This window comes from Pseudomonas sp. GL_103 (assembly GCF_057835175.1).
Window position 1 is genome coordinate 2491404 of the sequence record NZ_CM174420.1, and the last position, 24661, is coordinate 2516064.

26 protein-coding genes are annotated in these 24661 nt (G+C 61.5%); 14 read left to right on the plus strand and 12 right to left on the minus strand.

All coding sequences use genetic code 11. From position 1 onward, the window contains the following. The first annotated feature begins 97 nt into the window (after positions 1-97). Positions 98-2386, plus strand: a complete 2289-nt coding sequence (metE, locus tag AC3IP0_RS11465) for a 5-methyltetrahydropteroyltriglutamate--homocysteine S-methyltransferase (RefSeq protein WP_489319312.1) — start codon at positions 98-100, stop codon at positions 2384-2386. A gap of 258 nt (positions 2387-2644) precedes the next feature. Here the strand turns inward: metE and AC3IP0_RS11470 are convergent, their stop codons facing one another. From AC3IP0_RS11470 to AC3IP0_RS11505, 8 genes are all read right to left on the minus strand, one after another. After that, complete coding sequence (locus tag AC3IP0_RS11470) at positions 2645-3316, minus strand: class I SAM-dependent methyltransferase (RefSeq protein WP_489327437.1); 672 nt, start codon at positions 3314-3316, stop codon at positions 2645-2647. 111 nt (positions 3317-3427) lie between these two features. Next, positions 3428-3646, minus strand: coding sequence for a DUF4287 domain-containing protein (locus tag AC3IP0_RS11475; RefSeq protein WP_489319314.1), 219 nt, complete (start codon positions 3644-3646; stop codon positions 3428-3430). 111 nt (positions 3647-3757) lie between these two features. After that, positions 3758-4279: a cytochrome C gene (locus AC3IP0_RS11480; RefSeq protein ID WP_489319315.1), complete on the minus strand. Its 522-nt coding sequence runs from the start codon at positions 4277-4279 to the stop codon at positions 3758-3760. A gap of 103 nt (positions 4280-4382) precedes the next feature. After that, positions 4383-4904 carry a methylamine dehydrogenase light chain gene (locus AC3IP0_RS11485; protein ID WP_008050506.1) on the minus strand — a complete coding sequence of 174 codons (522 nt, stop codon included), beginning with the start codon at positions 4902-4904 and terminating at the stop codon, positions 4383-4385. An 18-nt stretch (positions 4905-4922) separates the two neighbouring features. Further along, on the minus strand, positions 4923-5549 hold the full coding sequence (gene mauD / locus AC3IP0_RS11490; protein ID WP_489327439.1) for a methylamine dehydrogenase accessory protein MauD: 627 nt from the start codon (positions 5547-5549) through the stop codon (positions 4923-4925). Between the two features lie 5 nt (positions 5550-5554). Further along, positions 5555-6094: a MauE/DoxX family redox-associated membrane protein gene (locus AC3IP0_RS11495; RefSeq protein ID WP_489327441.1), complete on the minus strand. Its 540-nt coding sequence runs from the start codon at positions 6092-6094 to the stop codon at positions 5555-5557. A gap of 11 nt (positions 6095-6105) precedes the next feature. Next, the gene (locus AC3IP0_RS11500; protein ID WP_489327443.1) at positions 6106-7254 is read right to left on the minus strand and encodes an amine dehydrogenase large subunit; all 1149 of its coding nucleotides are present in this window, start codon (positions 7252-7254) and stop codon (positions 6106-6108) included. 224 nt (positions 7255-7478) lie between these two features. After that, a complete protein-coding gene (locus tag AC3IP0_RS11505; protein ID WP_489327445.1) occupies positions 7479-8960 on the minus strand; it encodes a sensor histidine kinase in 1482 nt (493 codons plus the stop codon). Between the two features lie 321 nt (positions 8961-9281). Here AC3IP0_RS11505 and AC3IP0_RS11510 point away from each other — a divergent pair, with 321 nt between their 5' ends. The 9 genes from AC3IP0_RS11510 to feaR all read left to right on the plus strand — a co-directional run bounded on the left by AC3IP0_RS11510 (position 9282) and on the right by feaR (position 17207). Further along, positions 9282-10445, plus strand: coding sequence for an acyl-CoA dehydrogenase family protein (locus AC3IP0_RS11510; protein ID WP_489319320.1), 1164 nt, complete (start codon positions 9282-9284; stop codon positions 10443-10445). A gap of 37 nt (positions 10446-10482) precedes the next feature. Then, positions 10483-10854: a hypothetical protein gene (locus tag AC3IP0_RS11515; RefSeq protein ID WP_046040355.1), complete on the plus strand. Its 372-nt coding sequence runs from the start codon at positions 10483-10485 to the stop codon at positions 10852-10854. A gap of 3 nt (positions 10855-10857) precedes the next feature. Further along, positions 10858-11343 carry a nuclear transport factor 2 family protein gene (locus AC3IP0_RS11520; RefSeq protein ID WP_489327447.1) on the plus strand — a complete coding sequence of 162 codons (486 nt, stop codon included), beginning with the start codon at positions 10858-10860 and terminating at the stop codon, positions 11341-11343. Further along, positions 11340-12488, plus strand: a complete 1149-nt coding sequence (locus AC3IP0_RS11525) for an amidase (protein ID WP_489327449.1) — start codon at positions 11340-11342, stop codon at positions 12486-12488. Before AC3IP0_RS11520 ends, AC3IP0_RS11525 begins: the two co-directional genes overlap by 4 nt. 23 nt (positions 12489-12511) lie before the next feature. Continuing rightward, positions 12512-13795 (plus strand): aromatic ring-hydroxylating oxygenase subunit alpha, encoded by a 1284-nt coding sequence (locus AC3IP0_RS11530; RefSeq protein WP_489327451.1) that lies wholly within the window; start codon positions 12512-12514, stop codon positions 13793-13795. Further along, entirely contained in the window at positions 13792-14292 is a 501-nt protein-coding gene (locus tag AC3IP0_RS11535; protein ID WP_489327453.1) for an aromatic-ring-hydroxylating dioxygenase subunit beta, read from the plus strand. The genes AC3IP0_RS11530 and AC3IP0_RS11535 overlap by 4 nt, the downstream gene beginning before the upstream one ends. 10 nt (positions 14293-14302) lie before the next feature. Next, positions 14303-15043, plus strand: coding sequence for an SDR family NAD(P)-dependent oxidoreductase (locus tag AC3IP0_RS11540; protein ID WP_489327455.1), 741 nt, complete (start codon positions 14303-14305; stop codon positions 15041-15043). 141 nt (positions 15044-15184) lie between these two features. Then, positions 15185-16135: a PDR/VanB family oxidoreductase gene (locus AC3IP0_RS11545; protein WP_489327457.1), complete on the plus strand. Its 951-nt coding sequence runs from the start codon at positions 15185-15187 to the stop codon at positions 16133-16135. Between the two features lie 151 nt (positions 16136-16286). After that, entirely contained in the window at positions 16287-17207 is a 921-nt protein-coding gene (gene feaR, locus AC3IP0_RS11550; protein ID WP_489327459.1) for a transcriptional regulator FeaR, read from the plus strand. A gap of 174 nt (positions 17208-17381) precedes the next feature. Here the strand turns inward: feaR and AC3IP0_RS11555 are convergent, their stop codons facing one another. Then, on the minus strand, positions 17382-18011 hold the full coding sequence (locus tag AC3IP0_RS11555) for a response regulator transcription factor (protein WP_489327461.1): 630 nt from the start codon (positions 18009-18011) through the stop codon (positions 17382-17384). A gap of 259 nt (positions 18012-18270) precedes the next feature. On the opposite strand from AC3IP0_RS11555, the gene hpaC reads away from it, so the two are divergent. From hpaC to AC3IP0_RS11570, 3 genes are all read left to right on the plus strand, one after another. Then, positions 18271-18780: a 4-hydroxyphenylacetate 3-monooxygenase, reductase component gene (gene hpaC / locus AC3IP0_RS11560; RefSeq protein ID WP_056723075.1), complete on the plus strand. Its 510-nt coding sequence runs from the start codon at positions 18271-18273 to the stop codon at positions 18778-18780. Positions 18781-19284: 504 nt separating this feature from the next. Beyond that, positions 19285-20307: an IS110 family RNA-guided transposase gene (locus tag AC3IP0_RS11565; RefSeq protein ID WP_489315948.1), complete on the plus strand. Its 1023-nt coding sequence runs from the start codon at positions 19285-19287 to the stop codon at positions 20305-20307. A 292-nt stretch (positions 20308-20599) separates the two neighbouring features. Then, positions 20600-20959 carry a DUF6124 family protein gene (locus tag AC3IP0_RS11570; protein ID WP_489319327.1) on the plus strand — a complete coding sequence of 120 codons (360 nt, stop codon included), beginning with the start codon at positions 20600-20602 and terminating at the stop codon, positions 20957-20959. A gap of 142 nt (positions 20960-21101) precedes the next feature. On the opposite strand, the gene AC3IP0_RS11575 is transcribed toward AC3IP0_RS11570, so the two are convergent. The 3 genes from AC3IP0_RS11575 to AC3IP0_RS11585 form a co-directional block, all read right to left on the minus strand. Then, entirely contained in the window at positions 21102-21926 is an 825-nt protein-coding gene (locus tag AC3IP0_RS11575; protein ID WP_489319328.1) for a response regulator transcription factor, read from the minus strand. A 158-nt stretch (positions 21927-22084) separates the two neighbouring features. Then, positions 22085-22480 (minus strand): VOC family protein, encoded by a 396-nt coding sequence (locus AC3IP0_RS11580; RefSeq protein ID WP_489327464.1) that lies wholly within the window; start codon positions 22478-22480, stop codon positions 22085-22087. A 23-nt stretch (positions 22481-22503) separates the two neighbouring features. Continuing rightward, positions 22504-23733: an MFS transporter gene (locus AC3IP0_RS11585; RefSeq protein ID WP_489319330.1), complete on the minus strand. Its 1230-nt coding sequence runs from the start codon at positions 23731-23733 to the stop codon at positions 22504-22506. 134 nt (positions 23734-23867) lie between these two features. On the opposite strand from AC3IP0_RS11585, the gene AC3IP0_RS11590 reads away from it, so the two are divergent. Next, entirely contained in the window at positions 23868-24641 is a 774-nt protein-coding gene (locus tag AC3IP0_RS11590; protein WP_489319331.1) for an AraC family transcriptional regulator, read from the plus strand. The last annotated feature ends 20 nt before the right edge of the window (positions 24642-24661 follow it).

Here is a 24661-nt window from a genome sequence, read left to right on the forward strand (position 1 = left end):
ATGAGAAGAACTTGTGATCATCAAGATTAAAATGAGTTTGTCTCACTCGCTGGCACTGTCGACAATGGCCCCATTGAACGCATTGGAGTTATTTGACATGGCTGTGGCCCATTCCCTTGGATTTCCGCGCATTGGTCGCGACCGCGAACTGAAAAAGGCTCAAGAGGCGTTCTGGAAGGGCGAGCTCGACGAAGCCGGTCTGCGCACCGTGGGCCGCGACCTGCGCAAGACCCACTGGGACTTGCAGAAAAAGGCCGGCATCGAGTTGCTGCCGGTTGGCGACTTCGCCTGGTACGACCAGGTCCTGACCCACTCGTTGATGTTCGGTGTGATCCCGGAGCGTTTCCGCCCGCACGATGGCAAGGCTAGCCTGCAAACTCTGTTCGGCATGGCGCGCGGTGTGAGCGACAGTTGCTGCGGCGGCGCGCATGCCCAGGAAATGACCAAGTGGTTCGACACCAACTATCACTACCTCGTCCCTGAATTCAGCGTCGATCAGCAATTCCAACTTGGTTGGGATCAGCTGTTCGAGGAAGTCGAAGAAGCCCGCGCACTGGGGCACAACGTCAAGCCGGTGATCATCGGCCCGCTGACTTATCTGTGGCTGGGCAAGGCCAAGGGCGCCGAATTCGACAAGCTGGAGCTGCTGGATCGCCTGTTGCCGCTGTACGGCCAGATCTTCCAGCGCTTGGCGGCACAGGGCGTCGAGTGGGTGCAAATCGACGAGCCGATCCTGGTGCTCGACCTGCCACAGGACTGGAAAAACGCCTTTGAGCGGGCCTACAACCTGATTCAGCGCGACCCGTTGAAGAAGCTGGTCGCCACTTACTTCGGTGGGCTGGAAGAGAATCTGGGCCTGGCCGCCAACCTGCCGGTGGACGGCCTGCACATCGACCTGGTGCGCGCACCTGAGCAGTACCCGACCATCCTCGATCGCCTGCCGGCCTACAAAGTGCTGTCGCTGGGCGTGGTCAACGGCCGTAACGTCTGGCGCTGCGACCTGGAAAACGCTTTGGCCATCTTGCAGCACGCTCAAGAACGTCTGGGTGATCGCCTGTGGGTCGCGCCATCCTGCTCGCTGCTGCACAGCCCGGTTGATCTGGGGCGTGAAGACAAGCTCGATGCCGAACTGAAAAGCTGGCTGGCGTTTGCCGTGCAGAAGTGTGAAGAAGTCGCGGTGCTGGCCCAGGCGGTCAACGAGCCGGAAGCGCCGAAGGTGCTTGAAGCGCTGACTCAAAGCCGCGCAGTCCAGGCAAGCCGTGCTGCGTCGCCACGCATTCACAAGCCAGCCGTGCGGGCGCGGGTTGCCGCCATCACCGCCAAGGACAGTCAGCGTCACTCGCAGTTTGCCCAGCGTATCGCCAAGCAACGCGCCGGCCTGAACCTGCCGCTGTTCCCGACCACTACCATCGGTTCGTTCCCGCAAACCGCGTCGATCCGTCTGGCTCGCCAGTCGTTCAAGCAAGGCAAGCTGACCGAAGCCGAATACACCGAAGCCATGCACAGCGAGATCCGTCACGCCGTGCAAGTCCAGGAACACTTGGGCCTGGACGTGCTAGTGCACGGTGAAGCCGAGCGTAACGACATGGTCGAGTACTTCGCCGAGCAACTCGACGGCTACGTGTTCACCCGTTTCGGCTGGGTCCAGAGCTACGGTTCGCGCTGTGTGAAACCTGCGGTGATCTTCGGCGACCTGAGCCGTCCGAAAGCCATGACCGTGGAGTGGATCCGCTACGCCCAAGGCCTCACCGACAAGGTGATGAAGGGCATGCTGACCGGTCCCGTGACCATGCTGATGTGGTCGTTCCCGCGTGAAGACGTGAGCCGCGAAGTGCAGGCCCGTCAACTGGCGCTGGCGATCCGTGACGAAGTGGTCGACCTGGAAACCGCCGGGATCAAGATCGTGCAGATCGACGAAGCCGCGTTCCGCGAAGGCCTGCCATTGCGCCAGGCGCAGTGGCAGCACTACCTGGACTGGGCGACCGAAGTGTTCCGCCTGTGCGCCAGCGGCGTGCGTGACGAAACCCAGATCCACACCCACATGTGCTACAGCGAGTTCAACGATGTGATCGAGTCCATTGCCGCCATGGATGCCGACGTGATCACCATCGAAACCTCGCGCTCGGACATGGAGCTGCTGGACGCGTTCGAAGCCTTCGCCTACCCGAACGAAATCGGCCCGGGCGTGTATGACATCCACTCGCCACGGGTGCCGGACTCCTCGGAAATGGCCAACCTGCTGCGCAAGGCCGCCAAGCGTATTCCCGCCGACCGCCTGTGGGTCAACCCGGACTGCGGCCTGAAGACCCGCGGCTGGCCGGAAACCGAAGCAGCGCTGGTGCACATGGTCAATGCGGCACGTCAACTGCGTAAAGAATGGGCCTGACGCTTTAGTGGGGGCACCACTGAACCTGTAGGAGCGGGCTTGCCCGCGAAGGCTGAGTGTCAGGCTACATCGATGTTGAATGTGCCGGCCTCATCGCGAGCAAGCTCGCTCCCACAGTTGATTTGGGTGGTTCGCAGATTTTGCGTACAGCCGTTGAACCTGTGGGAGCGAGCTTGCTCGCGATGACGGAATGACAGCCAGCGATGCAGCGACTGCCAGACCGCTATCGCGAGCAAGCTTCCAAAGGATTTGCATCACTCAGCGGCGCGGTTCGGCCACCAACAGCAATGACTGCGGCACAGAGCTTTGCGGGTGCTGTGGCTCCTGCAAGCCAGCCAGCACAAAACCTGCCATGTCCAGCGCATTCAGCCAACTGGACAGGGTACGGAAATACCACGGCATGGCTTGCCACTGCCCCTTGAAACCGGCGAAGGTCTCTTCCCGCCAACCATCCTGATAATCGCTCGCCGCAGCCGCCCACGGGTGCAGCGTCTGGATCACCAGCGCGCCACCCGGGGCGAGCAGGGTGTTCATGGCGGCGAGCAGGGGGATGATGTCTTGATGCAGCAAGGCGAAGTTGGCGCAGATCAGGTTGTAGTCGCGGCCGATGTCGACTTTCGCGTCTGCCAGTTGTTCATAGCTCGCCAAATGCACCGGCGCAGCGCCCGCCGCCCGCGCGGCCGTCACCAGCGTCGCATCGCCGTCCACGCCAACCGCATCGATACCCCGGTCTGCCAGCGCACGCAACAACCAGCCTTCGCCGCAACCCAGGTCGAGCACTCGCTCGGGCTGGCGACCGAGCACCGCCAGCAGGATGGCCTGGTCGGTGACCTTGAGGCGGCTTTCGATGGTGCCGCTGCGGATGGCGTCGATCCAGGCCCGGGCGTTGTGGTGCCAGCTGTCGAGGAGGGTGGATTCGGGGGCTGACATGGTCGATGTCCGGCGAGAGGGGTTGGATGAAAGGATAGGGCAACAGAAGATTTACGGTGGAGCCGGTTTTACCCGGCACCACCGATAGCGCAGAGAAGGATGGACCCGTGGCTAGGCGCTTTTGCTGGCTGCCAGATGATAGGCAACCAACGCGTTGGCGTGACCATGACCCATACCGTGTTCGGTTTTGAGCCAGGCCACTATTTCCATGTGTTTCTTGTCGCTGACGGTCTTGAGCAGGTCCAGCCAATGGCTGATCGGCTGCCCGTACTTTTTTTCAATGGACGGAAAGTACGAAGCCGGTCCTTTGGTTTTTGTCTCTTCGGTCACGATGCAAACTCCCTTTTCGATTTTCCAGGTTCGAAAACAGCACCGGTTACGTTACTTATTTACCGTCGTTGAGTCCATCGTCCGGGTGATCGAACCTGAAGGACGTTGTTCTCAGTAATTCATCCCGTCATCGATCGCGATGCCCTGGGCACGCATGGCCTTGATCAACTCGCTACGGGTGCCGGGCAGGTTGAGCATGGTCTTGGCGCGCAATACCGTGACTTCTTCGGCGGTGTAGGGCTGATAGTCAGCCGGCAGGCTGTTGCCCGCCATGCCATCTTCACGCATCAACCAGTTGAGCAGGTCTGCCAGTTGCGCGTTGTTCAGCGCCGACTGCGACATGCCCGGCACCCGCACGAGGAATTCACGGCCACCGGGGACTTTCAGGAAGTTGCCGACAAAGCCTTTCATCCGTGGTGTGTCGTTGGCGGCCGAACCCGTGCCGTCGCCCAGGTGGCAACCGGCGCATTGCAACTGGTAGTTCACGCCGACGCTGTAACCGGCCTGGGCAATCGGGGTTTGCAGTGATTCATTGCCCGGCGCGTGCTGCTGGTTCGGGTCGGGAATGGCCCGGGCATAGGCGAGCGGGGCGCCAAGGGCGCAGATGAGACCGAGGAGTAGCAACTTGCGCATGACTGAGCACCTTTTGCTTGTTGCGGGCGAAAGTTAAAAAAACAGCCGGACAAAATAAAAAAAGCCGCCGATTGCGCGAACAACCGGCGCAAAGCGCGTTTTTTTAAACGGCGACGCCGCGGATGACCGAAACGGTGCAGTGATAGATGTGCGATTTGGCGGCCAGGCACCAGTTCACATCGTTGTTGTTGAACGGGCGATAGGCCGGTTCTTCACTGTCGTTACGGGTGCAGGCGCACTGGGCGCAGCTTTGCTTACCGCAGCAGTCGTTGTACGAAATGATGTAGTCCTTGCCGTCGGCCGGGTTGCGGCAGGTGCCGATCCAGGTCACTTGCGAGGCTTCGGTGCCCGGTGGGCAGGACGTCACCGACCCACCGCAGCAGCTGCACAGAAAGCCGTCGATGGAGCAGTAGCGCCAGTAATCGCAGCTGTTCGGATCACCCGGGTCACCAGCCTGCGCAGGTTCTGCGGCCAGGGCCTTGCTGGTGCGATCCAGCGGCAACAGCAGGGGCAGGGCGGCACCGGCCACCATCAGCGAACCCATGCGCGCCAGCAACTTACGACGCGACGTGGTGTCGGCGACACGGCGGGACGAACGCTCAAACAACAGATCCAGCAGTTTCATAAAGGTCTCCCTGCCTTATCAGTGGCTATGGCCGTGGCTGTGGTCGTGATCATGGGCGTGCGGTTGGGCATTGAGGTACTGCTGCAGCGTGGCGTGCTTCAGGTGCTCGACTTCGAACAGGCTGTCCAGGTGCTCGCGGGAGTTGACCAGGCCCTTGGCGCGCAGGGTGCCGGCCTTGTCGATCAGCGCGGCGTACGGCAGCTTGCCGATCTGGTAGGTCATGCCCACTTCCGGGCCGACCACGTAGGTGGCGTCTTCGAGTTTGTGTTCGCGGATCAGCGCTTGCTGGGCGTCCATGTCGCCATCGCTGACGAACACCACGTCCAGGCTTGCGGCCTGTTCCTTGGCGATGGATTTGATCGCCGGCAGCAGCGACTTGCAGATCGGGCAGGTCGGCGAGAGGAAGAACAGCAGTTGCGATTTCTCGCCGGCATAACCGAAGTTCACCGGACGACCATGACGGTCGCTGGCGGTGACTTGCGGCGCGGGTTCATTGACCGCCACGCCTTTGTCGACCATCAACGCGCCGGCCGGCGCCAGGCGACCGTGCAGCACGCCAATCTGCCGCACCAGGCCCATGACGACAAACGCCACGGCCACCAGCAGCACCCAGAGCAGAACGTTGGAAACAATCAAGCCTTCCATTTCGATTACCTACCAATCAATTTGAGCAGAAGAGGGGAGTTCGCCAGCAAGCCATCGGCGGCGGCGTAGATGAGCAGCGCGACTGCGGCGGCGGCCAAGGTCACGAAGCCATCGAACAGGTTGAGGTCGCGGGCAACCGGCGCGACGCTGGCCACCAGCGCCAGTAGCACCAGCGCACTGTTACGTGCCAGCAACACCGGGCGCAGCGGCTGCGCCTGGTCGGGGCCGGCACAACCGCAATCGATGTCGGCGCGACCGCGCCACAGGTTGATGCCGATGGCGGCGGCGTACAGCGCCAACAGGCTGGCGGCGCTCAACGCGGCATAACCACGGCTGACCGGCACCAGCAGGGCAAAGGCGATGGCCAGTTCCAGCAGCGGCACCAGCCGCGCCGTCGGGCGCACCAGCGCCTCGGGCAGCAGTTGATAGTCCGCCAGTTGCCGGGCGAAGCGGACCGGCGCGCGCAACTTGTGAGTCGCGGCGCTGGCCAGCAACACCGCGATGGCGATGGCGCTGGTTATGATGAAGATCGGATCTGTGTGCATGGCCGAACCTCTTAGTAGCTCAGGACCTGAGTCGCGGTTTTGGCGACTTTCGGCATGCTGCCGGTGAGCTTGTTGGTCTTCAGATCGAAAATCTGCAAACCGCCTTCCACGTCGGTGCCGAGCAACAACGGCTGGTCGTCACCAGTGGCTTGCATGCTCCACACTGGAACCGGGGCTTCCAGGGTCGCCACCTTCTTGTGGGTCTTGAGGTCAAACGCCCAGATCAGCGGGCTCGGGTCTTCCCACTTCAACGGTTCGTGGGCGTCGTGCATCAGCACGTACAGGCGGTCCAGCTTCGGTGCCACGGCCATCAACTGCCAGCCACCCGGCGCCCAACCGGCTTTCTTTTCCTCGTCGGAAACCAGCGACCAGGACGGCAGGACCTTCGGCGCGTCGCCGGCGAAATCCACCGGGCGTACGGTGCCGGTCGTGGTGGTGAAGTAGTAGGTGTCGCCGACGTTGACCGCGCGCTCCACCAGTTTTTCCGCGTTCGGATCAAAGAACGGCGTGCGGCTGCGCGCGGTTTCCTGGCCCTGATCGTTGAGGGTCACCACCTGCAGGCTGCCGTCGCCGCACAGCGAGGCGAAGCGGCGGTTGCCGACCGGGTAGTTGAGCACGCAACCGGGGATGGCGATTTCCGTGGCAACGGCCTTGGCCTGGGTATCGACCACGGTCACCGAAGTCGACGGGGTGAAGTTGTAGACGTAGACGAACTTGTCGTCACCGCTTGGCTTGAGCGAGTAACGCTGGGTCAGCGACTCGGCGCGCTTGTTCGGAATCAGCACTTCCCAGGCGGGCGACAGGGTCGAGCTGTCCCACGCGGTGAGCACGTCGGTGCGGGTGCCACGGGTGCCCCGGGAATACCAGATGTCCGCACTGTAGAGGGTTTTCTTGTCGTGACTGAGGGTCGACGGCGCGGCAAAACCGGTCGGTACCATGCCGAGGATGCGCTTCTGGTCCGGGTCGACCACGGTCACGCGGCCAGCCACGAAGCTGTCGAACTCGACGTCGATGACAAACGCGCGGTGAGCTTCGGGTGGAAACGCCAGAACGGTCTGGCCAATCGTACCGGCGGGCAAGTCCGCGCGGGCACTGTTCAAACCGAGTACAAGCAGGCTCAGGCCTAGCGCTGACTGTACGGAGATCCTGTTTGTTCGCATAAGGGGAACTTCCTGAATTGTTGGTAACGCGGATCGCGGGTGCTTTGGCAGATTTTTACCCTTTGATTCTGCCGTGCCCCGCGATCGGGAGAATTGCCCTGCCTGCCAAGTGTTTGTGTGTCTGTGCCAGTCGTATGGAAGAGCGAAAAGATCGCAGCCTGCGGCAGCTCCTACAGGGCAATGAGGTCCCCGTAGGAGCTGCCGAAGGCTGCGATCTTGTGCTTTTAAACGAGGGAAGCGAGGGGAAGGGAGAAGCTGAACACCGCGCCGCACGGCTCCAGGTTTTGCGCCCAGATATCGCCCCGGTGGCGGCCGATGATGTTCTTGCACAGCGCCAGGCCAATGCCATTGCCGCTGACCTTGGACGAGAAGAAACCGTCGAACAGCTTCTCCTGCGCCTGGGTCTGGATGCCACGACCGCAGTCTTCGATGCGCACCAGGGCCACGTCGTTTTCGCGGCTGGCATGGATACGCAACAAGCGCCGTTCAGTAGGCAGGTCGGCCATTTCTTCAATGGCATTGAAGGCCAGGTTGAGGATCACCTGACCGATCAGCACCTTCTCGCAACTCACCCGCAGCGGTTCGGGCGCAGTGACGATTTCCATGCGCACCAGGCTCGGATCGGCCCGCAGGCTGATGAAGTAGCGGGTTTCGCGCAGCAACTCATTAAGGTCGACCAGCTCTTCGGACTGCTCCAGTTTGACCACGTAATCGCGCACGCTCTTGATGATCACCGAGGCGTGTTCGATCTGCCGCACGGCGCTCTGCAAGCCCCAGGCGACGCCTTGATCGGTTTCGCCGGCGTTGCCCAGGCGAATCACCGCGCCTTCAATAAAGTTGCGGGTCGCCGCCAATGGCTGGCTCAACTCGTGGGCAATCGCCACGGCCATTTCACCCATGGCGTTGTAGCGCGCCAGGTACTCGAGTTTCTGCTCGCTGACCCGCCGCGCCTCTTCGGCCTGCACCTGCTCGGTCACGTCGCGGAACAGCAGCAGGTGGCCGACCAGATCGTCCTCGATCTCGATGTAGCGGCAGGTTGCGTGATGCCAGCGCCACTCGCCGTCACGCCGCTGCACTTTATAGTGGACGCTGAACGGCGCGTGCTCCGGTGTCTCGTGGGCCAGCTGTTGCAGCAGGCGCTGGCGAGAAGCATCGTCACACCAGGCCATGAAGTTCTTACCCATCAACTGACGCACTTCACTGGTGAGCAAGAGCGCGCCGGAGTCGCTGATAAAGCGGATATCGCCCTCTGGCCCGAGTACGGCCACGCCTTCGGCCAGGTCCTGCATGAAGGCCTTGAGCCGGCTCTCGAAACGCTTGAGGTCGCGCTTGACCTTGTCCTCTTTGGAGATGTCGCGGAACTGCACCATCAGCACATCGCGACCGTCCAGGTGCACCAGAGTCGCCACCGCCTCGGAAAGAATCTCCACCCCTTGCTTGGAGCGATAGCACCACTCGATAGCGCGCTGCCCGGTGCGCGCGGCGCCTTCCAGCCAGCGCAAGCCCACCGAACGCCGGTACTTCGGTGCGTCGCGGGTCATGTCCGGAGCCTTGAGCGGCGTCAGTTCCTCCAGGGTAAAACCCAGCGCGGCCAAGGCGGCGGCGTTGGCCCAGAGAATTTCCTTGGTGTGCGCGTCATGAAGAATGATGCACAGCGGCATGGCTTCGATCAGCGCATAAAAGTCGTTCGGTTTTGGCTGGTACATCGCACGGCCCCTGGCGGCAGAGATTTGCAGTATGGCGTTTTATACCTGCTCGCACAGCGGGATGCGCTCAGAGGTAACCGGTGGGGGTCTAGGGGTTTTCTTTAGCGAGGGGGCTGCACGCACCAATAGTTGTGCCGGGACGCGGTTTTTACACTGGACCTCAATGCAAGGGCAACCACACATCTTCTCTGTAGGAGCTGCCGAAGGCTGCGATCTTTTGATGTTGATTTGTCGGGATCAAAAGATCGCAGCCTTCGGCAGCTCCTACAGGCAGCGGTGCCGTGTAGCCAACTAACAATAATCAAAACGGAGAACTAGCCCATGCTGCGTTCAGCTGTCGCGCAACAAGACCCTGTGTCCGGCCCGGTCGTGCCAATGGTCGAGAGTCAGCTATTCCAGCAAGTGCTGGATGAGGTCCGCCAACGCCGCGAGGAGTTCGACGCCGGCTCCCACGTGCCTCGGGACATGATCGAGCGCTTCAAGCAGGTGGGCATCTACCGCGCCGCCACGCCGAAATGCTTCGGCGGCGACGCCTTGGCACCTTCGCTGTTCCTGCAAATGATCGAGCGCATCTCCGAAGCCGACGGCTCGGCGGGCTGGGTGGCCAGCTTCGGCAGCGCCGGCGTCTACCTGGCAGCCTTGCCACGGGAAACCCTGGCTGAGCTCTACGCCGAAAGCCCTGACCTCGTATTCGCCGGTGGCCTGTTCCCCTTGCAACCGGCCGAGGCCGTGGAAGGCGGGTATCAGGTCAACGGCACCTGGAAATTCGCCAGCGGCTGCAAAGGCGCAGACCTGTTGGGCGTTGGCATCGGTGCCGCCGGCGGCAAGCCGCGCACCGCAGTATTCCGCCCGGCGCAGGTCGACATCGTCGAGAACTGGGAAGTGGTTGGCCTCAAGGGCACCGGCAGCCATGACTTGCGAGTGAGCGACAAACACGTTGATGAGCGCTGGACCTTCATCCGTGGTGGTGCCGCGACTATCGACGAACCGCTGTTTCGCTACCCGTCGATCGCCTACGCCGCGCAAGTGCTGGCGGTGGTCAACCTCGGCCTGGCCCGTGCCGCACTGGACGAAATCAGCCGCATGGCTGGCGGCAGCGGCATCACCGGCGCGCCGAAATTGTCCGACCGCGCCTACGTGCGCATCGAGATCGCCAAGGCTGAAGCCAAGCTCAGCGCCGCCCGCGGTTTCTTCTACAACGCCACCGAACAGGTGTGGAACTCGATCCTGGCCGGCAACCCGGTCACCCCGGAGCAGACCAGCCTGCTGCGCCTGTCGGCCATTCACGTGTCCCAGGCCGGTGCCGAGGTGGTGCAGAGCGCCTACAGCCTGGCCGGCACCACTGCCATTTACCTGCGCCATCCGCTGCAACGCTACCTGCGCGACTCGATGGTGGTGACCCAGCACGCCTTCCTCAGCGAAGGCCTGTACGACGGCGCAGGCTCGGTGTTCCTCGGCGTCCCGCCGTTCCCGGGCTACATCTGAACCCTATTGATTTTTCACTTTTTCAAGGATCAACAGCATGTCCCAAGCTACCCAGGAACCGTTGCGCGTCGTCTTCTGCATCGGCATCACCCAGAACTTTTTCGATCTGCCCACCGGCGAAGGCCTGAGCGTGTGGAAAGGCTTCAGCCAGATGATGGGTGACCTCGGCGCCATGCCCGGCATCACCGTGCTCGGCGCGATGGACGACGACCGCCTGATGGTCGGCCCGTCCACCACCTCGCCCTGGACCGTGTACATCATGGCCGACGTCGACTGCCACCAGTCGGTGATCGACGCCTGCAACCTGTTCCGCACCACGCCGGTCGGCCAGTACAGCCTGTGGCGCTACGCCAAGATCGAAGCGCGCATCGGCCGCCCGCTGACCATTCCTGATGCGGCCAAGGTGTAAGCCATGAACGAGGCCTTGCTGCTGCGTCTGGCGACGCTCGAAGGGGAGAGTGCTGTGCGCCGCTTGATGGCGCGCTACATGGACCTGTGCGATGTGCCGCGGGCGGCGATTCATCTGAGCCAGTTGGCGCAACTGTTCACCGAAGATGCGATCTGGGAAGGCCTCGGCGCCCAGACCGCGCAGACTTTCGGTCAGCACCAGGGGCGTGAGGCGGTGGCGGCGTTTGTCGGCGGTTATCTGCCGCCGTCCGACCACTTCAAGCTGAACCTGCATTACCTCACCAGCGAGTCGATTGTGGTCGACGGCAAGGCGGCGCAGGGGCAATGGATCATGCAGCAGATCTCGACCTACGCCGATGGCCGCAACGAGCTGTTCGGCACGCGCCTGAACATCGATTTTCGTTGTGTCGACGGCGTCTGGCTGATCGCACATTTCCGCACGCAACGGCTGTTCAATACGGAGCTATTCACCTTGGGAGCGGGCGCATGAGTACGTTCATCAGCGAATTCCTCCTCGGTGGCAACGGCAAGCGCGTCGCCATCAAGGACTCCATCGACATCGCCGGCCATCCGACCCGCTCGGGCAGCCGCGCGTTTGCCGATGCACCGGCGGCGACGAAAAACGCCGAAGTGGTCGATGCGATCCTCGACGCTGGCTGGCAGATCGTCGGCAAGACCAACCTGCATGAACTGGCGTTCGGCGTGACCGGCATCAACGACTGGACCGGCACACCGATCAATCCGCAAGCGCCGGACCGTGTTCCTGGCGGTTCGTCCAGCGGTTCGGCTTCGGCGGTCGCGGCAGGCCTGGCGGACATCGCCATCGGCACCGATACCGGTGGTTCGGTGCGGGTGCCGGCAGCGTGCTGCGGCATTGCCGGGCTCAAGCCGACTTATGGTCGCGTCAGCCGTATCGGCGCCCATCCGCTGGAATCCAGCCTCGATTGCGTCGGGCCGTTCGCCAAAAGCATGGACGACCTGATCGCCGCGATGCAGGTGATCTGCCCGGGTTTTACCGTTCAAGGCCTGCCAGGTGACGGCGCCAGGGTCGGCTTTCTCGAGGTGGCCTGCGATGCGCATCTGCAAGCAAGTCTCGGAGCTGCCGCGGACCGCGCTGGCTGGCGTCGCAGCAACCTGCACCTGAGCGAATTCGAAGCCGCGTTCGCGGCTGGCCTGACCGTGATCAATTTCGAAAACTGGGCGGCGTTCGGCCACCTGACCGGCAAGGGCCTGATCGGCGCCGATGTGGAGACACGTTTGCTGGCGGCCAGCCGCACCACCCGCGAAGAACTGGCCCAGGCCGAAGCCGTGCGCACAGCGTTCACCCAACAAGTGGACGCGGCACTGGAAGACTTTACCGTATTGCTGCTGCCGACAATGCCGACCCTGCCGCCGACCCTCAGCGAAGCCCGCGCCGGCAGCAAGGCCGTGGCCGGCATGACCCCGCTGGTTCGGCCTTTCAACCTCAGCGGCCATCCGGCCCTGACGGTTCCGGTGGAACTCGACTGCGGCGGGCTGAAGGTCGGCCTGCAAATCGTTGGCCGCAAGGGTCAGGACGAACTGGTCTGTGCCTTCGGCGCGCAACTGCAACAGAGCATGGTCGGTGAACGGCTTGGCTCTAAATCAAAATCATAAAAAGAAGCCATGAGGAGAACCGCATGAGCACTCATGAATATCAGCTGATCGCATCGTCGAAAAGCCCAGAAGACCTGGTCCAGCACGACCGCGTCGACGTCTCGCTGTACAACGACCCGGCGCTGTTCGAAGCCGAGCTCGACAAGATTTTCTACCGCACCTGGGTGTGGGTTGCCCACGAAAGCGAAGTGCGCAACAGCGGCGACTTCAAGACCGCCACCATCGGCCGTCGCCCGGTGATCGTCGTGCGCGACAGGAAGAACAACATCAACGTGCTGGAAAACCGTTGCCGCCACCGTGGCGCCACCGTGTGCGAGAAGCACAAGGGCAACGCCACCGGTTTCACCTGCCCGTACCACAGCTGGTCCTATGGCCTGGACGGCAAGCTGCGTGCGCTGCCGTATCCGGATGGCTACGAAGGCATCCTGGAGAAATCCGAACTGCCGCTGACCAGCCTGCGCGTCGAGAGCTACGCCGGCATGGTGTTCGCCAGCTACAACGACGAGATCGAACCGCTGGAAGACTTCCTCGGCGGGGCCAAACACTGGATGGACCTGTTCATGAAGCAGGGCGCCGGTTACCCGATCAAGACCCAGGGCGAACACAAGTTCAGCTTCAAGGGCAACTGGAAGATCCAGTTGGAAAACACCACCGACGGTTACCACTTCCCGATCGTGCACAAGTCGTTCATGTCCTCGGTGGATGAAGAAACCTCGGAAATGCTCTCGTTCATGACCGACGAACAAGCCGTGACCCACTCCTTGGGCAACGGCCACAGCGTGATGGTGATGGTGCCGGAGCACGTCGATCTCGATCATGACGACGGCACCGAACAGTTGCAGGAGCGCTTTGCCCATGTGACTGAAGAACTGTCGAAAACCATGCCGGCCGATCAGGTCCGTCGCATCGTGCGCTCGCTGCACGGCGCCGGTTTCAACCTGAACCTGTTCCCCAACGTGGCGATGTCGATGTCGTTCTTCCGCGTGCTGCGCCCGGTGTCGGTCAGCGAAACCGAGATTCGCCACGTCGCCCTCGGCATGGACGGCGGCCCGGAAATCGCCAACCGCGAACGCATGCGCATCCACGAACACTTCCAGGGCCCGTTCGGTTTCGGCAGCCCGGACGATGCCGAAGCCTGGGACCGCGTGCAGCGCGGTTCGTATGCCGGCGTCGATGCGCCAATCCTGGTCAACCGCGGCCTGAACCGCGAAATCACCGCTGAAAACGGCGACAAGGTCAGCCACGCCACCGACGAAGGCGGCATGCGCGGTGCCTACGACATGTGGAAAAGGATGATGAGCCAATGAGCAATCAACACACCCTGAACGGTTTTTCCGGCCCGTTGGCCCAGGCCATCGAACTCATCTGGCGCGAAGCCGAACTGCTCGACCACAAGAACTACGCCGAGTGGGCGACTCTGTGGAGCGAAAGCGGCAAGTACATCGTGCCGATCGACCCGGACACCGAAGATTTCGAAGCAACGCTCAACTACGCCTACGACGATGCACGCATGCGTGACCTGCGCATCGAACGCCTGACCGCCGGCTACTCGCCGTCGGCGGTGGACGCGGCGAAAACCATCCGCACGATCTCGCGTTTCCGCCTGGTGGAAGCGGCGGGCGACATCGTCGAAGTCAACTCGGCGCAGTTGCTGTACGCCTACAAGCGCGGCGTGCACACGCCGTTCGTGGCTGACCTGAACCACCGTATCCGCTTCACCGACGGCGTGCCGACCCTGGAGCGCAAAGTGGTACGGCTGATCAACTCCACCGACAGCCTGAGCGCGCTCGGCTTCCTTTTGTGAGGGCTACATCATGAGTCGAGTAGCCCTTGTAACGGGTGCCTCGCGCGGACTGGGCGAGTGCATCGCCCGCCGTCTGCACGCGGCGGGTTATCGCGTCGGCCTGGCCGATGTGCGCCTCGATGGCGTGCGGCAACTGGCTTTGGAACTCGATAGCAGCGGCGCCAGTGCCATGGCCATCGAGCTGGATGTGCGCAACAAGGCCGACTTCCAGCGTGCCCGCGACCTGCTCACTGAGCAGTGGGGTGGCACCGACATTCTGGTGAACAACGCCGGTGTGTCGAAAGTCGCGGCGCTGATGGACATCACGCCGGAAGAGTTCGACGAGTCGATGGCGATCAACCTGCGGGGCACCTTTGTCGCCTGCCAGGTGTTCGGCGCGCACTTCGCCGAGCGCGGCTTCGGTCGCATCGTCAACATTGCGTCCCTGGCCGGACAGAACGGCGGCACCGCCACCGGCGCGCACTACGCGGCGGCCAAGGGTGGCGTGGCGACCCTGACCAAGGTCTTCGCCCGTGAACTGGCGCCCCAAGGCGTGACGGTCAACAGCATCTCGCCGGGTCCGCTGGACTTGCCGGTGGTGCGTGAAAGTGTGGCTCCGGAGCGTCTGGAGCAGATCCTGAAAATGATCCCGGCCGGCACTCTTGGTGACCCGGCGTTCATCGCCGACAGCGTGTTGCTGCTGATCGCCGATAACGCGACCTCTGTGACCGGTGCATGCCTGGACGTCAACGGCGGCTTGTTCATGCGCTGAAGCCCTGATTCAGGGCTAGAGAATGTCCCTGTAGGAGCTGCCGAAGGCTGCGATCTTTTAAGGTCAAGATCAAAAGATCGCAGCCTGCGGCAGCTCCTACAAGAGATGTGTAAAACAAAAAACAAGTATTCAGGTGATGCAATGATGAAGGTGAAGATCGAAAGGATCGTCGACGAAGCGCTGGATATCCGTTCCTTTCGCCTCGTGCGCAGTGACGGCCAGCCGCTCGACACCTATGAACCGGGTGCCCACGTCGACCTGACCGGGCCGACCGGGGTGACCCGCCAGTATTCGCTGTGCAGCCCGCCACAGGATCGCCGTGCGTATCTGGTGGCGGTGAAGAAAGAAGCGCAGTCGCGCGGTGGCTCGCTCGCGCTGCACGAGCAAGTGGAAGAGGGCATGGAGCTGGAAATGGGTGCGCCGCGCAACCTGTTCCGTCTCGATGAAACGGCCAGCGAGCACGTGCTGTTCGCCGCCGGTATCGGTGTCACGCCGCTGCTGAGCATGGCCTACAAACTGGCGGAAAGCGGTCAGCCATACCGCCTGCATTACTTCGCTCGTTCGGCGCAGTACGCGGCGTTTACCGAACTGTTGGCGACGAATTTCGCTGATAACGTGGAGTTTCACTACGGCGTTGAACCTGCGGATCTGGACGGCGCATTGAGCGAATGCCTGAACCGCGCCAATGCTGCGGCCCACGTCTACACCTGCGGCCCGGCACCCTTCATGAACAAAGTGGTGGAAGTGGCGTCCCGCAGTCGCTCGGACGATGCCATTCACCTGGAACACTTCGCCGCAGACCCGGCCGCCAACAGCGCCCCGGCCGGCACGTTCGAAGTGGAACTCGCCAGTTCCGGCGTGGTGCTGCAAGTGCCGGCCAACGCCAGCCTGGTCGACGTGTTGCAGGCCCATGGTTGCGACATCGACACCGAGTGCCGCGAAGGCATCTGCGGTACCTGCATCGTCGAAGTGCTGGACGGTTTGCCGGAGCACCGCGACAACTGTCTGTCGAACAAGGAAAAGGCCTCCAGCAAGCAGATTTGTGCCTGTGTATCACGGGCGCTTTCCGCTCGTCTGGTATTGGACCTTTAACCGAAGGTCGGCTGGAAAGCTTGGGCCGGAGCCTGTTGAATGGGCGCCCGGCGGCCGTCGAGGGAGGCGATGGCTACAGAAACAACCGTTTTGACGAACCGCTCGATGAAGCGGTCGAAAAATAACAACAAAAACGTGAGGCTTTGCGGACATGATTACAGCATCGACGGTGCGCAACGAGGCGTTCGAAAGTTGGTTGAGCCAGGTGAACCAGGCCTGTGGGCGTTTCGATGCCCGGGCGCTGGACTCCGATTTCTACGGCGAACTGACGGAATTTCGCAGCGGTGCGATCAACCTGAGTGTGGTCGACATGGCGCACGTGCATTTGTACCGCACCAGCAAGGACGTCAGCACCAGCAGCGACGGCCACTACTACGCGGTGTTCCAGATGCGTGGCAGCTCACAACTGGAGCAGGGCGACAACCGCGCGCAGCTCGGCTGTGGCGACATCGCGCTGATCGACGCCAGCCGTCCGAGCGACATGATCTACAACGACGATTGCCGACAACTGTCGCTGATTTTGCCGCGCCAGGTGGTCGAGCGCGGTTCGCACTTCAATGCCGTCAACTGTGCCACGCGCATCGCGGCCAGCAGCCCCCTGGCGGTGATGGCCAACAAGCTGGTGCTGGACACCCGCCAGCAGGACGGGTTGGACATGCAGGAAAGCGAAGCCGTGCTGGATGCCCTGGCCAGCCTGCTGCTGCCGGGCATCAGCGCCCGCGACTGCGGTGCAGACGCGCACGAGCGGCAGTTCCGCAAGATCATCGCCTTCATCGACGCGCACCTGAGCGACGAAGAACTGTGCCCCGAGCTGATTGCCCGAGAAGTCGGGATTTCCGTGCGCGGCTTGTACCGGATGTTCTCCAAACGCGGGCTGGTGGTGGCGCAATACATCAAGCACCGCCGCCTGGACTTCTGCGCTGAAAACCTGCGTCGCGCCGATGTCGAGCAGAAGCTCTCGGCGTTGTGTTATGCGTGGGGTTTCTCGGATTCGAGCTACTTCTCGTCGGCGTTCAAATCGCGCTTTGGCGTGTCACCGGGTGCTTATCGCAAGCGCTATAGCCAGACCTGACACCGCACATCCCCCGTAGGAGCTGCCGAAGGCTGCGATCTTTTGATCTTGTTGTTAAAGCAAAATCAAAAGATCGCAGCCTTCGGCAGCTCCTACAGGGATCTTCAGCGAACACAAAACCACTGTAGGAGCGAGCCTGCTCGCGATGGCGGCCTCATGACCGCCGCAGGTCCCTCAGTGCCGCACCGGCTCATCCACCGGCAAATGCAGCACCTCGCGCACCAGCATGGCGATGCTGCTCACGCCCATCTTTTCCTTGATCTTGGTGCGGTGCACATCAACGGTCTTCACGCTGATGTTCAGGTCCCGGGCAATCACCTTGCTCGCCTTGCCATCGATCACCAGCATCAACACTTCCCGCTCACGGCTGGTCAGCAGTGCCAGCTTGCCTTGCAGGTTCTGACGCTGCTGCTGGTCGGCCTGGGCGTGCACGGCGGTCTTCAGCGCGGCCTGGATGCGGTCGATCATCTGCTGCGGGTTGTAGGGCTTCTCGACGAAATCCAGCGCGCCGTTCTTCATCGCCGTGACCGACATCGGAATGTCGCCATGGGCCGAGACGAAAATGGTCGGCAAGGTGCTGCCGCGCTGGTTAAGGATTTCCTGCAACTGGAAGCCGCTGGTCTCCGGCATGCGCACGTCGAGCACCAGGCAGGCGGGCTGCTTGGGATCGTATTGGCTGAGGAACTCTTCGGCGCCGGCAAAGCACTGCGCCTGCACGCTCACCGATTCCAGCAACCAGGCCAGTGAGGTTCGCAGGTCCTTGTCGTCGTCAACGATATAAACAATCGGTTTACGGATTTCCATCGGGGCTGCCACGAAAGTTTTCTAATTATTGTTTTCGCACGGGAACGTGCGGCACGCATTGGCTCATCTTTCTGGAACCAGTATGCAGAATACCCACTGTGGCCGGCCCTTGCGATAAAGAAACCACCTAGTCGACTAGCGGAAAGCCAACCCCGCCATGGGGATCGTCAGAATGGTTGTGCCGCGCCCGCAGCCTTAGTCTTGTTCCATCACCTACGGGCCGCAAGACAGTGGCCCTCCTGAAGGAAGGGGCATCGACATGGCCGACCTGAGCCAGCAGCAAATCGACTTTCGCAACGCCATGGCGCAGCTGCCTGCCGCGGTGAACATCATCACCACCAACGGCCCCGGCGGTCGTTGCGGCATCACCGCCAGCGCCGTGTGCTCGGTGACCGACTCGCCGCCCACCGTGCTGGTGTGCGTCAACCGCAACAGCGCCACCCACGACGTGTTCCGTACCAACGGCCACCTGTGCGTCAACGTGCTGTGTGGCGAGCAGGAAGAACTGGCCCGGCATTTCGCCGGCATGACCAAGGTGCCGATGGACGAACGCTTCGCCTGGGACCTGTGGGACGACGGCGCGGCCGATGTGCCGGTGCTGCGCGATGCCCTGGTGCAGCTCGAAGGGCGCATCAGCGAGTGCAAGGAAGTGGGCTCGCATTCGGTGATGTTCGTGGAGCTGACGAAGGTGGGCGTGCGCGAGCCGCGTGACAGCCTGGTGTATTTCAACCGCTTGTTTCATCGCGTTGAGCATGCCAGCGCGGCTTGATTGAGACCGCGTTATCGTTCTTCGCGAGCAAGCCCGCTCCCACAGGGATCTTCGGCGAACACAAATACTGTGTACGACGAAGCCCCCTGTGGGAGCGGGCTTGCTCGCGAAAGCGGTATCAATCTGGAATGCATGTTTAACGGCTGTAGGCGTCACTTCCTGCAAGCTACAGCGCCTTGCGTCATTGCCTACAGGTACGCCAGAATCCGCCGGCTTGTGCGCCCTGGAGGCCATCGGTAACTTGGTCCGCGTCACTGTTTCCCAGTGATCGGGTTTAGCAGCCCGTGGTATTTGAAGATCGTACGAGTGTCCGTCAGGCAGGTATTCCATACCTGCATTTGATGGTGGTTGTGCGTAGGGCGCCCTTGGGCGCGCCGGCTTTCTTCTTTTCCCCGGTCTGCTAACCTGCGTACAGCCGCCACCCTAATGAGATGGTCAGCCCAGTACGGGAGCATCGGTAAATCTAAACTTACCGGGGTTCTCACTGACTTGCGGAGACCTCTCATGGACATCTTGGACTTGCTTGGCCTGGATATTGGAAAAAGCACTTTTCATCTCATAGGGCACGACGCCAAAGGCAAGGAAGTACTGCGCAAGAAATTCAATCGCAGCCGCTTGCTTGAGTTTGCCGCAAGGCTGAAGCCCTGCACCATAGCGATGGAGTCTTGTGGCGGTTCACACTGGCTTGCCAGGAAGCTCTTGTCCTTCGGTCATCAAGTGAAATTGATCGCGCCGCAGCATGTAAAACCCTACGTCACCGGCAACAAAAACGACTACATCGACGCTGAGGCAATCTGCGAAGCCGCATCCCGTCCTAAAACACGTTACGTCGCCATCAAAACCGTGGAACAGCAAGTGCTATCGACCCAGCACCGTCTTCGGGAGGCGTTGGTAGGCCATCGGACTCAAACGATAAATCGCATTCACGGGTTCTTGCTTGAGTTCGGGATCGCATTGCCTGCAACAAAAGCGGCTATGAATCAGGTTCACCAAATTCTGGACGACCCGGCCGCAGAGTTACCGCAACAGCTGAAGTCCTTTATTGAACATCTACTGGAAGAGATGAAACGGCTCAACGACGAGATTAAGGCGATTGACCGGAGTATCAAAGAGCAAGTGGACGCTGATGATGCGGGAACACGCCTGATGAGCATCCCCGGCATCGGCCCTATCATCGCTAGCGCGCTGCTGGCCGACGTCGGCGACGCTTCCAATTTTCACTCGTCGCGAGACTTCGCCGCTTCGCTGGGACTGGTGCCGAGGCAGTATTCAACAGGCGACCAAACCGTCCTTTTGAACATCAGCAAGCGCGGTGATAAATACCTTCGAAAGCTTATGATTCAAGGCTCGCGTGCAGTTCTTGTGCACATAGATAAACGTACGGATGCTTTGGGGACTTGGTGCAGAGACCTGCTGATACGAAAGCACCCGAATAAAGTCGCCTGCGCTTTGGCCAATAAATTGGCAAGGATCGTATGGGCTGTTTTAGCTCGCGGAGTCAGCTACAACGCACAACCCATGGCTTGATCGAAATTCCCTACCGGCTTTTGCGACGACAAGATGATGACGATAAACAGCTCAACCCCTGCATGAAAACCTGGTAAACGAGGCAGCTCTCGAAGCTGGCACCCTTTTAAGGACAGGCAGGAGCGACTACTCATCAAGGGCCAGGCGGCAAAACTGCCAACCATGAGCCCGGATACATTAGCGCAAGCATGCTTTACCGCTCATCGCTCGTGGTTGCAGGAGGTGGGCTGACCATACATTCGTTTGGTAGCGTGAGAGTGATGGCTCCTTTTACGATGTAAGGAGTTTCACTATGTTCAAGGTCACACCCAACCCGCCGGACACCGATCCGGCATCCCCATACGAAAGCCTCGACTCCAAAAAACTCCACGAAGCCGCCGAGCGCGCCCTCGATCACTACCTCAACCCCGGCCCTGCAATCATGGCCACCCCGCGCACACCCAGCACGATGTTCATCGTCAATCCCGAACTCAGTGCCGAAACCTTGCTGGTGCACGCCTGTGAATCGCTGGCGTCGGCCAATGTCATGGCCAACGATCTGGTGGATCATCTGGAAGGAACGAGCCGCAATGCGCTGCTCGGGATTGCACAGGTGATCATGCTGGGGGAGTTGGCGGTGAACCGGGCGCTGGATCAGCTTGATCCGCCCTGACCACAATCTCCAGATCACCGACAGACCTGTGGGAGCGGGCTTGCTCGCGAAGGCGGTGTGTCAGGCAACTTATGTGTCGGCTGAAATATCGCTTTCGCGAGCAAGCCCGCTCCCACAGGGGGTTTCTGTTAACCGACAGGTATCAGGCTTGCAGCTTGAGGCCGGGCGCCTGCAACGGATCCTCCGTCAACTCCCGGATAAACAACCCCAGCAACTCCGACTGGCTGCCAATGCCCAGCTTGGCGTAGATGTTCTTGCGATGAATCTTCACCGTGCCGGGGCTGATGTTCAGTTGTTCGGCGACCGAGGCGCTGGAGTGGCCGCGCAGCAACAGTTGAACGATTTCCTGCTCGCGGCCGGTGAGGATGTGCGCGCCGAAGTGGTCGAAGGCTTCGCGGATCTTGAAGTCCAGGTCCTGTGCCGGACGCGGTTGCTGGGCCTGACGCAAGCGCCAGGCTTCATTGATGACTTGTTCGACCACCGCTTGCGCACACTCGACCAATTGCATTTCGTCCCGGCTGAATGCACAGCTGGCGCTGGATCGCATCAACGACAATACCGCCGTGGCACCACCGCCGAGGTCGACGAAAAACGCCACTTCCTCGGCCAGTCCGGTTTGCTGATAATAGGTCAGGAAGTACTCGCCGAGGTAGAAGTGGTCGGGGGCGAACTGGCGCAAACGCCACAGCCCCGGTGCCTGCCCGCGTGTGCAAGCCAGGTAGAACGGATCGAGCAGGTAAGGCCCGCACTGATAGTCGTCGACATACACCGCCCGCTTGTCCGCCGAGAACGTATCGAACAACGCCAGTGGCCGGTGATTGCCTTCGTAGACAAACAACACGAAATGATCGACCAGGCAGATTTGCCGAAGCCAATGGCTCAACCCCGCCAGCCGCCCATGCCCGGCAGGCAGGTCGAGCAGGTGGGCGACACCGGTGGTCCAGAGTTTCAGTTCCTTGGGGCGCATGGCGGCTACAGGCAGAAGAGGATGGCCTTTGGATGCACAAAGTACGCCATGGCGGGCGGCCCCGTGTAGAGCGGGGTGGCGCACGACAAGGCGTTTAAAAGACGCACCGCATTGGGGCCGGGTGTTACCGAGTGCTACAGGGTTGGTAGCAGAAATGATCAGGCGGTTGAGTTGTGCTGGACGATCTGGAGGAGATTGCCGCAGGTGTCGTCCAGTACCGCGAGGGTGACCGGACCCATCACCGTCGGCGGGCGGGTGAATTGCACGCCGGCGGCGCTGAGCCGGGCATATTCGGCTTGCACGTCTTCGACGCCGAAAAAGGTGCAGGGAATGCCGTCCTGCTTGATCGCGCTCTGGAACGTCTTAGCCGCGCCGTGGGCATTGGGCTCCAGCAGCAGCTCGACGCCCTCGGGATCGCCGGGAGAGGTCAGCGTCAGCCAGCGATGTTCGCCCATGGGGATATCGTGCTTGAGTTCAAAACCGAGCACATCCCGGTAGAAGGCAAGCGCCTTGGCCTGATCATCGACGAGCACGCTGGTGATTACGATTTTCATGGGGGGTTCCTCCTGATGGCTATTCACGCTCCCGACGAGCGTTGTCCAGTAGACGGCAACAGTATGGTGAGAATTCCCAGCAACGGCAGGAACGAACACAAGGTGTAGACATATTCGATGCCATGGATGTCCGCCAGGTGCCCCAGCAGCGCGGCTCCGATCCCGCCGAAACCGAACATCAGGCCGAAGAACACCCCGGCGATCATGCCGACGTTGCCGGGCACCAGTTCCTGGGCGAAGACCACGATGGCCGAGAACGCCGAGGCGAGGATGAAGCCGATGATCATGCTCAGCACGCCTGTCCAGAACAGGTCGACGTAGGGCAGGGCGAGGGTGAAGGGCGCGGCGCCGAGGATCGAGAACCAGATCACCTGCTTGCGGCCGATCCGGTCGCCGATCGGGCCACCAAAGAATGTGCCGGCCGCGACGGCGCCAAGAAACAGGAACAGGTACAGCTGCGAACTGGCCACCGACAGGTCGAATTTCTCGATCAGGTAGAAGGTGAAGTAACTGGTGAAGCTGGCCATGTAGAAGTATTTGGAGAACACCAGCAACGCCAGCACCACCAGGGCGAAGGTCACCCGTCGTTTGGACAGGCCGTGGGTGGCCTTGCTGCCTTGCTTGAGCTTGAACAGGTTCAGGTGATTGCGGTACCAGCGGCTCAGGCCGTATTGCACGAGGATGGCGAACACCGCGAACAGGCCGAACCAGGCGACGTTGCCCTGGCCGTAGGGAATGATGATCGCGGCGGCTAGCAATGGGCCGAAGGCGCTACCGGCGTTGCCACCGACCTGAAAGGTCGACTGTGCCAGGCCATAGCGACCGCCCGAGGCCAGGCGCGCCACGCGCGAGGTCTCCGGGTGAAAGGTCGACGAGCCAACCCCCACCAGCGCCGAGGCCACGAGAATCGCCGGGAAGCTGCCGACCATCGACAGCATCAGAATACCGATCAGGGTGCAGACCATGCCCGCCGGTAACAGCCAGGGCTTGGGATGACGGTCGGTGTAGAAACCGATCCACGGTTGCAGCAGTGAAGCGGTGAGCTGGAAGGTCAGGGTGATCAGGCCGACCTGGGTGAAGGTCAGACCATAGGTGGCCTTGAGCATCGGGTAGATCGACGGCAGCACGGCCTGGATCAGGTCATTGATCAGGTGCGCCAGCGCACAGGCGCCGATGACGCGCATGACCAATGGGCTAGCCTGGCTGGCCACCGAAGCGGTGGGTGAGGGTGAACTGAGGGTGGTGGTCGACATGGGCGATCTTCCGGATAAATAACGCGAACTGCGAACGCAAGGCGCAGCCAATTTCAGGGTTCGGCGTTATCCTAGGGGCCTCAAGGGCGCCCGTCTCGCGCAACTCGGGCATGTACCATCGCAAAAAGGGCGTAATGATCAAACCATTAAAGACATTTCTTGCGGAGATCGACCAGGGCGGCTGGAGCGTGCGCAGCAGTGCGACCGACTACCCGGAAAACTGGTTCATCCCACCGCACTCCCATGAAAAGCACCAACTGATCTATGCCATCGAAGGCGTGATGGTGGTGCACTCGGCGCAGAGCCAATGGACGGTGCCGCCGAGCCGTGGCATCTGGATGCCCAGCGGTGAGGTGCACTCGATTCGCTGTGTGGGGGCGATCAAGATGCGCAGCGTTTTCGTGCGCCCTGACCCGAGCCTGGATCTGCCCGCCGAAACCCGGGCGGTGAGTGTTTCCGCGTTGTTGAGCGAGCTGATCAAGGTCTCGGTCGATTTCGACTTTGCCTGTGAGCCGGACTCACGGGAAGCCCGGGTGCTGCGACTGATCCTGGATGAACTGACGATCCTGCCGACCTTGCCGTTGAACCTGCCGCAGCCCGCCGATCAGCGTATCAACCTGATTTGTAGCGCGTTGCAGCTTGATCCCGGGGATGGCTCGACCTTGTCGGACTGGAGCGCCCGCTTGAGCCTCGACGCCAAAACCATCCAGCGCAGGTTTCGCAAGGAAACCGGCATGACCTTCGGCCAATGGCGCCAACAAGCGCGACTGCTGTTGGCGCTGGAACGCATAGCCGTCGGGGAGAAGATCATCGACATCGCCGGGGAGCTGGGATACGACAGCCCCAGCGCGTTCACGACCATGTTCAAGAAACAGTTCGGCAAGACGCCGAGTGATTTTTTCAAGTGAGGCGGCCGCCCGTGGGACGG

Bases quoted from the DNA above. Each gene is read 5' to 3' on its own strand.
- mauD (WP_489327439.1), bottom strand. From the start codon at position 5,549: ATGGAAGGCTTGATTGTTTCCAACGTTCTGCTCTGGGTGCTGCTGGTG.
- hpaC (WP_056723075.1), top strand. From the start codon at position 18,271: ATGGCCGACCTGAGCCAGCAGCAAATCGACTTTCGCAACGCCATGGCG.
- AC3IP0_RS11575 (WP_489319328.1), bottom strand. From the start codon at position 21,926: ATGCGCCCCAAGGAACTGAAACTCTGGACCACCGGTGTCGCCCACCTG.
- AC3IP0_RS11530 (WP_489327451.1), top strand. From the start codon at position 12,512: ATGAGCACTCATGAATATCAGCTGATCGCATCGTCGAAAAGCCCAGAA.
- AC3IP0_RS11565 (WP_489315948.1), top strand. From the start codon at position 19,285: ATGGACATCTTGGACTTGCTTGGCCTGGATATTGGAAAAAGCACTTTT.
- AC3IP0_RS11580 (WP_489327464.1), bottom strand. From the start codon at position 22,480: ATGAAAATCGTAATCACCAGCGTGCTCGTCGATGATCAGGCCAAGGCG.
- AC3IP0_RS11555 (WP_489327461.1), bottom strand. From the start codon at position 18,011: ATGGAAATCCGTAAACCGATTGTTTATATCGTTGACGACGACAAGGAC.
- AC3IP0_RS11590 (WP_489319331.1), top strand. From the start codon at position 23,868: ATGATCAAACCATTAAAGACATTTCTTGCGGAGATCGACCAGGGCGGC.
- AC3IP0_RS11515 (WP_046040355.1), top strand. From the start codon at position 10,483: ATGTCCCAAGCTACCCAGGAACCGTTGCGCGTCGTCTTCTGCATCGGC.
- AC3IP0_RS11525 (WP_489327449.1), top strand. From the start codon at position 11,340: ATGAGTACGTTCATCAGCGAATTCCTCCTCGGTGGCAACGGCAAGCGC.
- AC3IP0_RS11545 (WP_489327457.1), top strand. From the start codon at position 15,185: ATGATGAAGGTGAAGATCGAAAGGATCGTCGACGAAGCGCTGGATATC.
- AC3IP0_RS11540 (WP_489327455.1), top strand. From the start codon at position 14,303: ATGAGTCGAGTAGCCCTTGTAACGGGTGCCTCGCGCGGACTGGGCGAG.
- AC3IP0_RS11485 (WP_008050506.1), bottom strand. From the start codon at position 4,904: ATGAAACTGCTGGATCTGTTGTTTGAGCGTTCGTCCCGCCGTGTCGCC.
- AC3IP0_RS11520 (WP_489327447.1), top strand. From the start codon at position 10,858: ATGAACGAGGCCTTGCTGCTGCGTCTGGCGACGCTCGAAGGGGAGAGT.
- metE (WP_489319312.1), top strand. From the start codon at position 98: ATGGCTGTGGCCCATTCCCTTGGATTTCCGCGCATTGGTCGCGACCGC.
- AC3IP0_RS11500 (WP_489327443.1), bottom strand. From the start codon at position 7,254: ATGCGAACAAACAGGATCTCCGTACAGTCAGCGCTAGGCCTGAGCCTG.
- AC3IP0_RS11470 (WP_489327437.1), bottom strand. From the start codon at position 3,316: ATGTCAGCCCCCGAATCCACCCTCCTCGACAGCTGGCACCACAACGCC.
- AC3IP0_RS11495 (WP_489327441.1), bottom strand. From the start codon at position 6,094: ATGCACACAGATCCGATCTTCATCATAACCAGCGCCATCGCCATCGCG.
- AC3IP0_RS11570 (WP_489319327.1), top strand. From the start codon at position 20,600: ATGTTCAAGGTCACACCCAACCCGCCGGACACCGATCCGGCATCCCCA.
- AC3IP0_RS11585 (WP_489319330.1), bottom strand. From the start codon at position 23,733: ATGTCGACCACCACCCTCAGTTCACCCTCACCCACCGCTTCGGTGGCC.
- AC3IP0_RS11480 (WP_489319315.1), bottom strand. From the start codon at position 4,279: ATGCGCAAGTTGCTACTCCTCGGTCTCATCTGCGCCCTTGGCGCCCCG.
- AC3IP0_RS11505 (WP_489327445.1), bottom strand. From the start codon at position 8,960: ATGTACCAGCCAAAACCGAACGACTTTTATGCGCTGATCGAAGCCATG.
- AC3IP0_RS11535 (WP_489327453.1), top strand. From the start codon at position 13,792: ATGAGCAATCAACACACCCTGAACGGTTTTTCCGGCCCGTTGGCCCAG.
- feaR (WP_489327459.1), top strand. From the start codon at position 16,287: ATGATTACAGCATCGACGGTGCGCAACGAGGCGTTCGAAAGTTGGTTG.
- AC3IP0_RS11510 (WP_489319320.1), top strand. From the start codon at position 9,282: ATGCTGCGTTCAGCTGTCGCGCAACAAGACCCTGTGTCCGGCCCGGTC.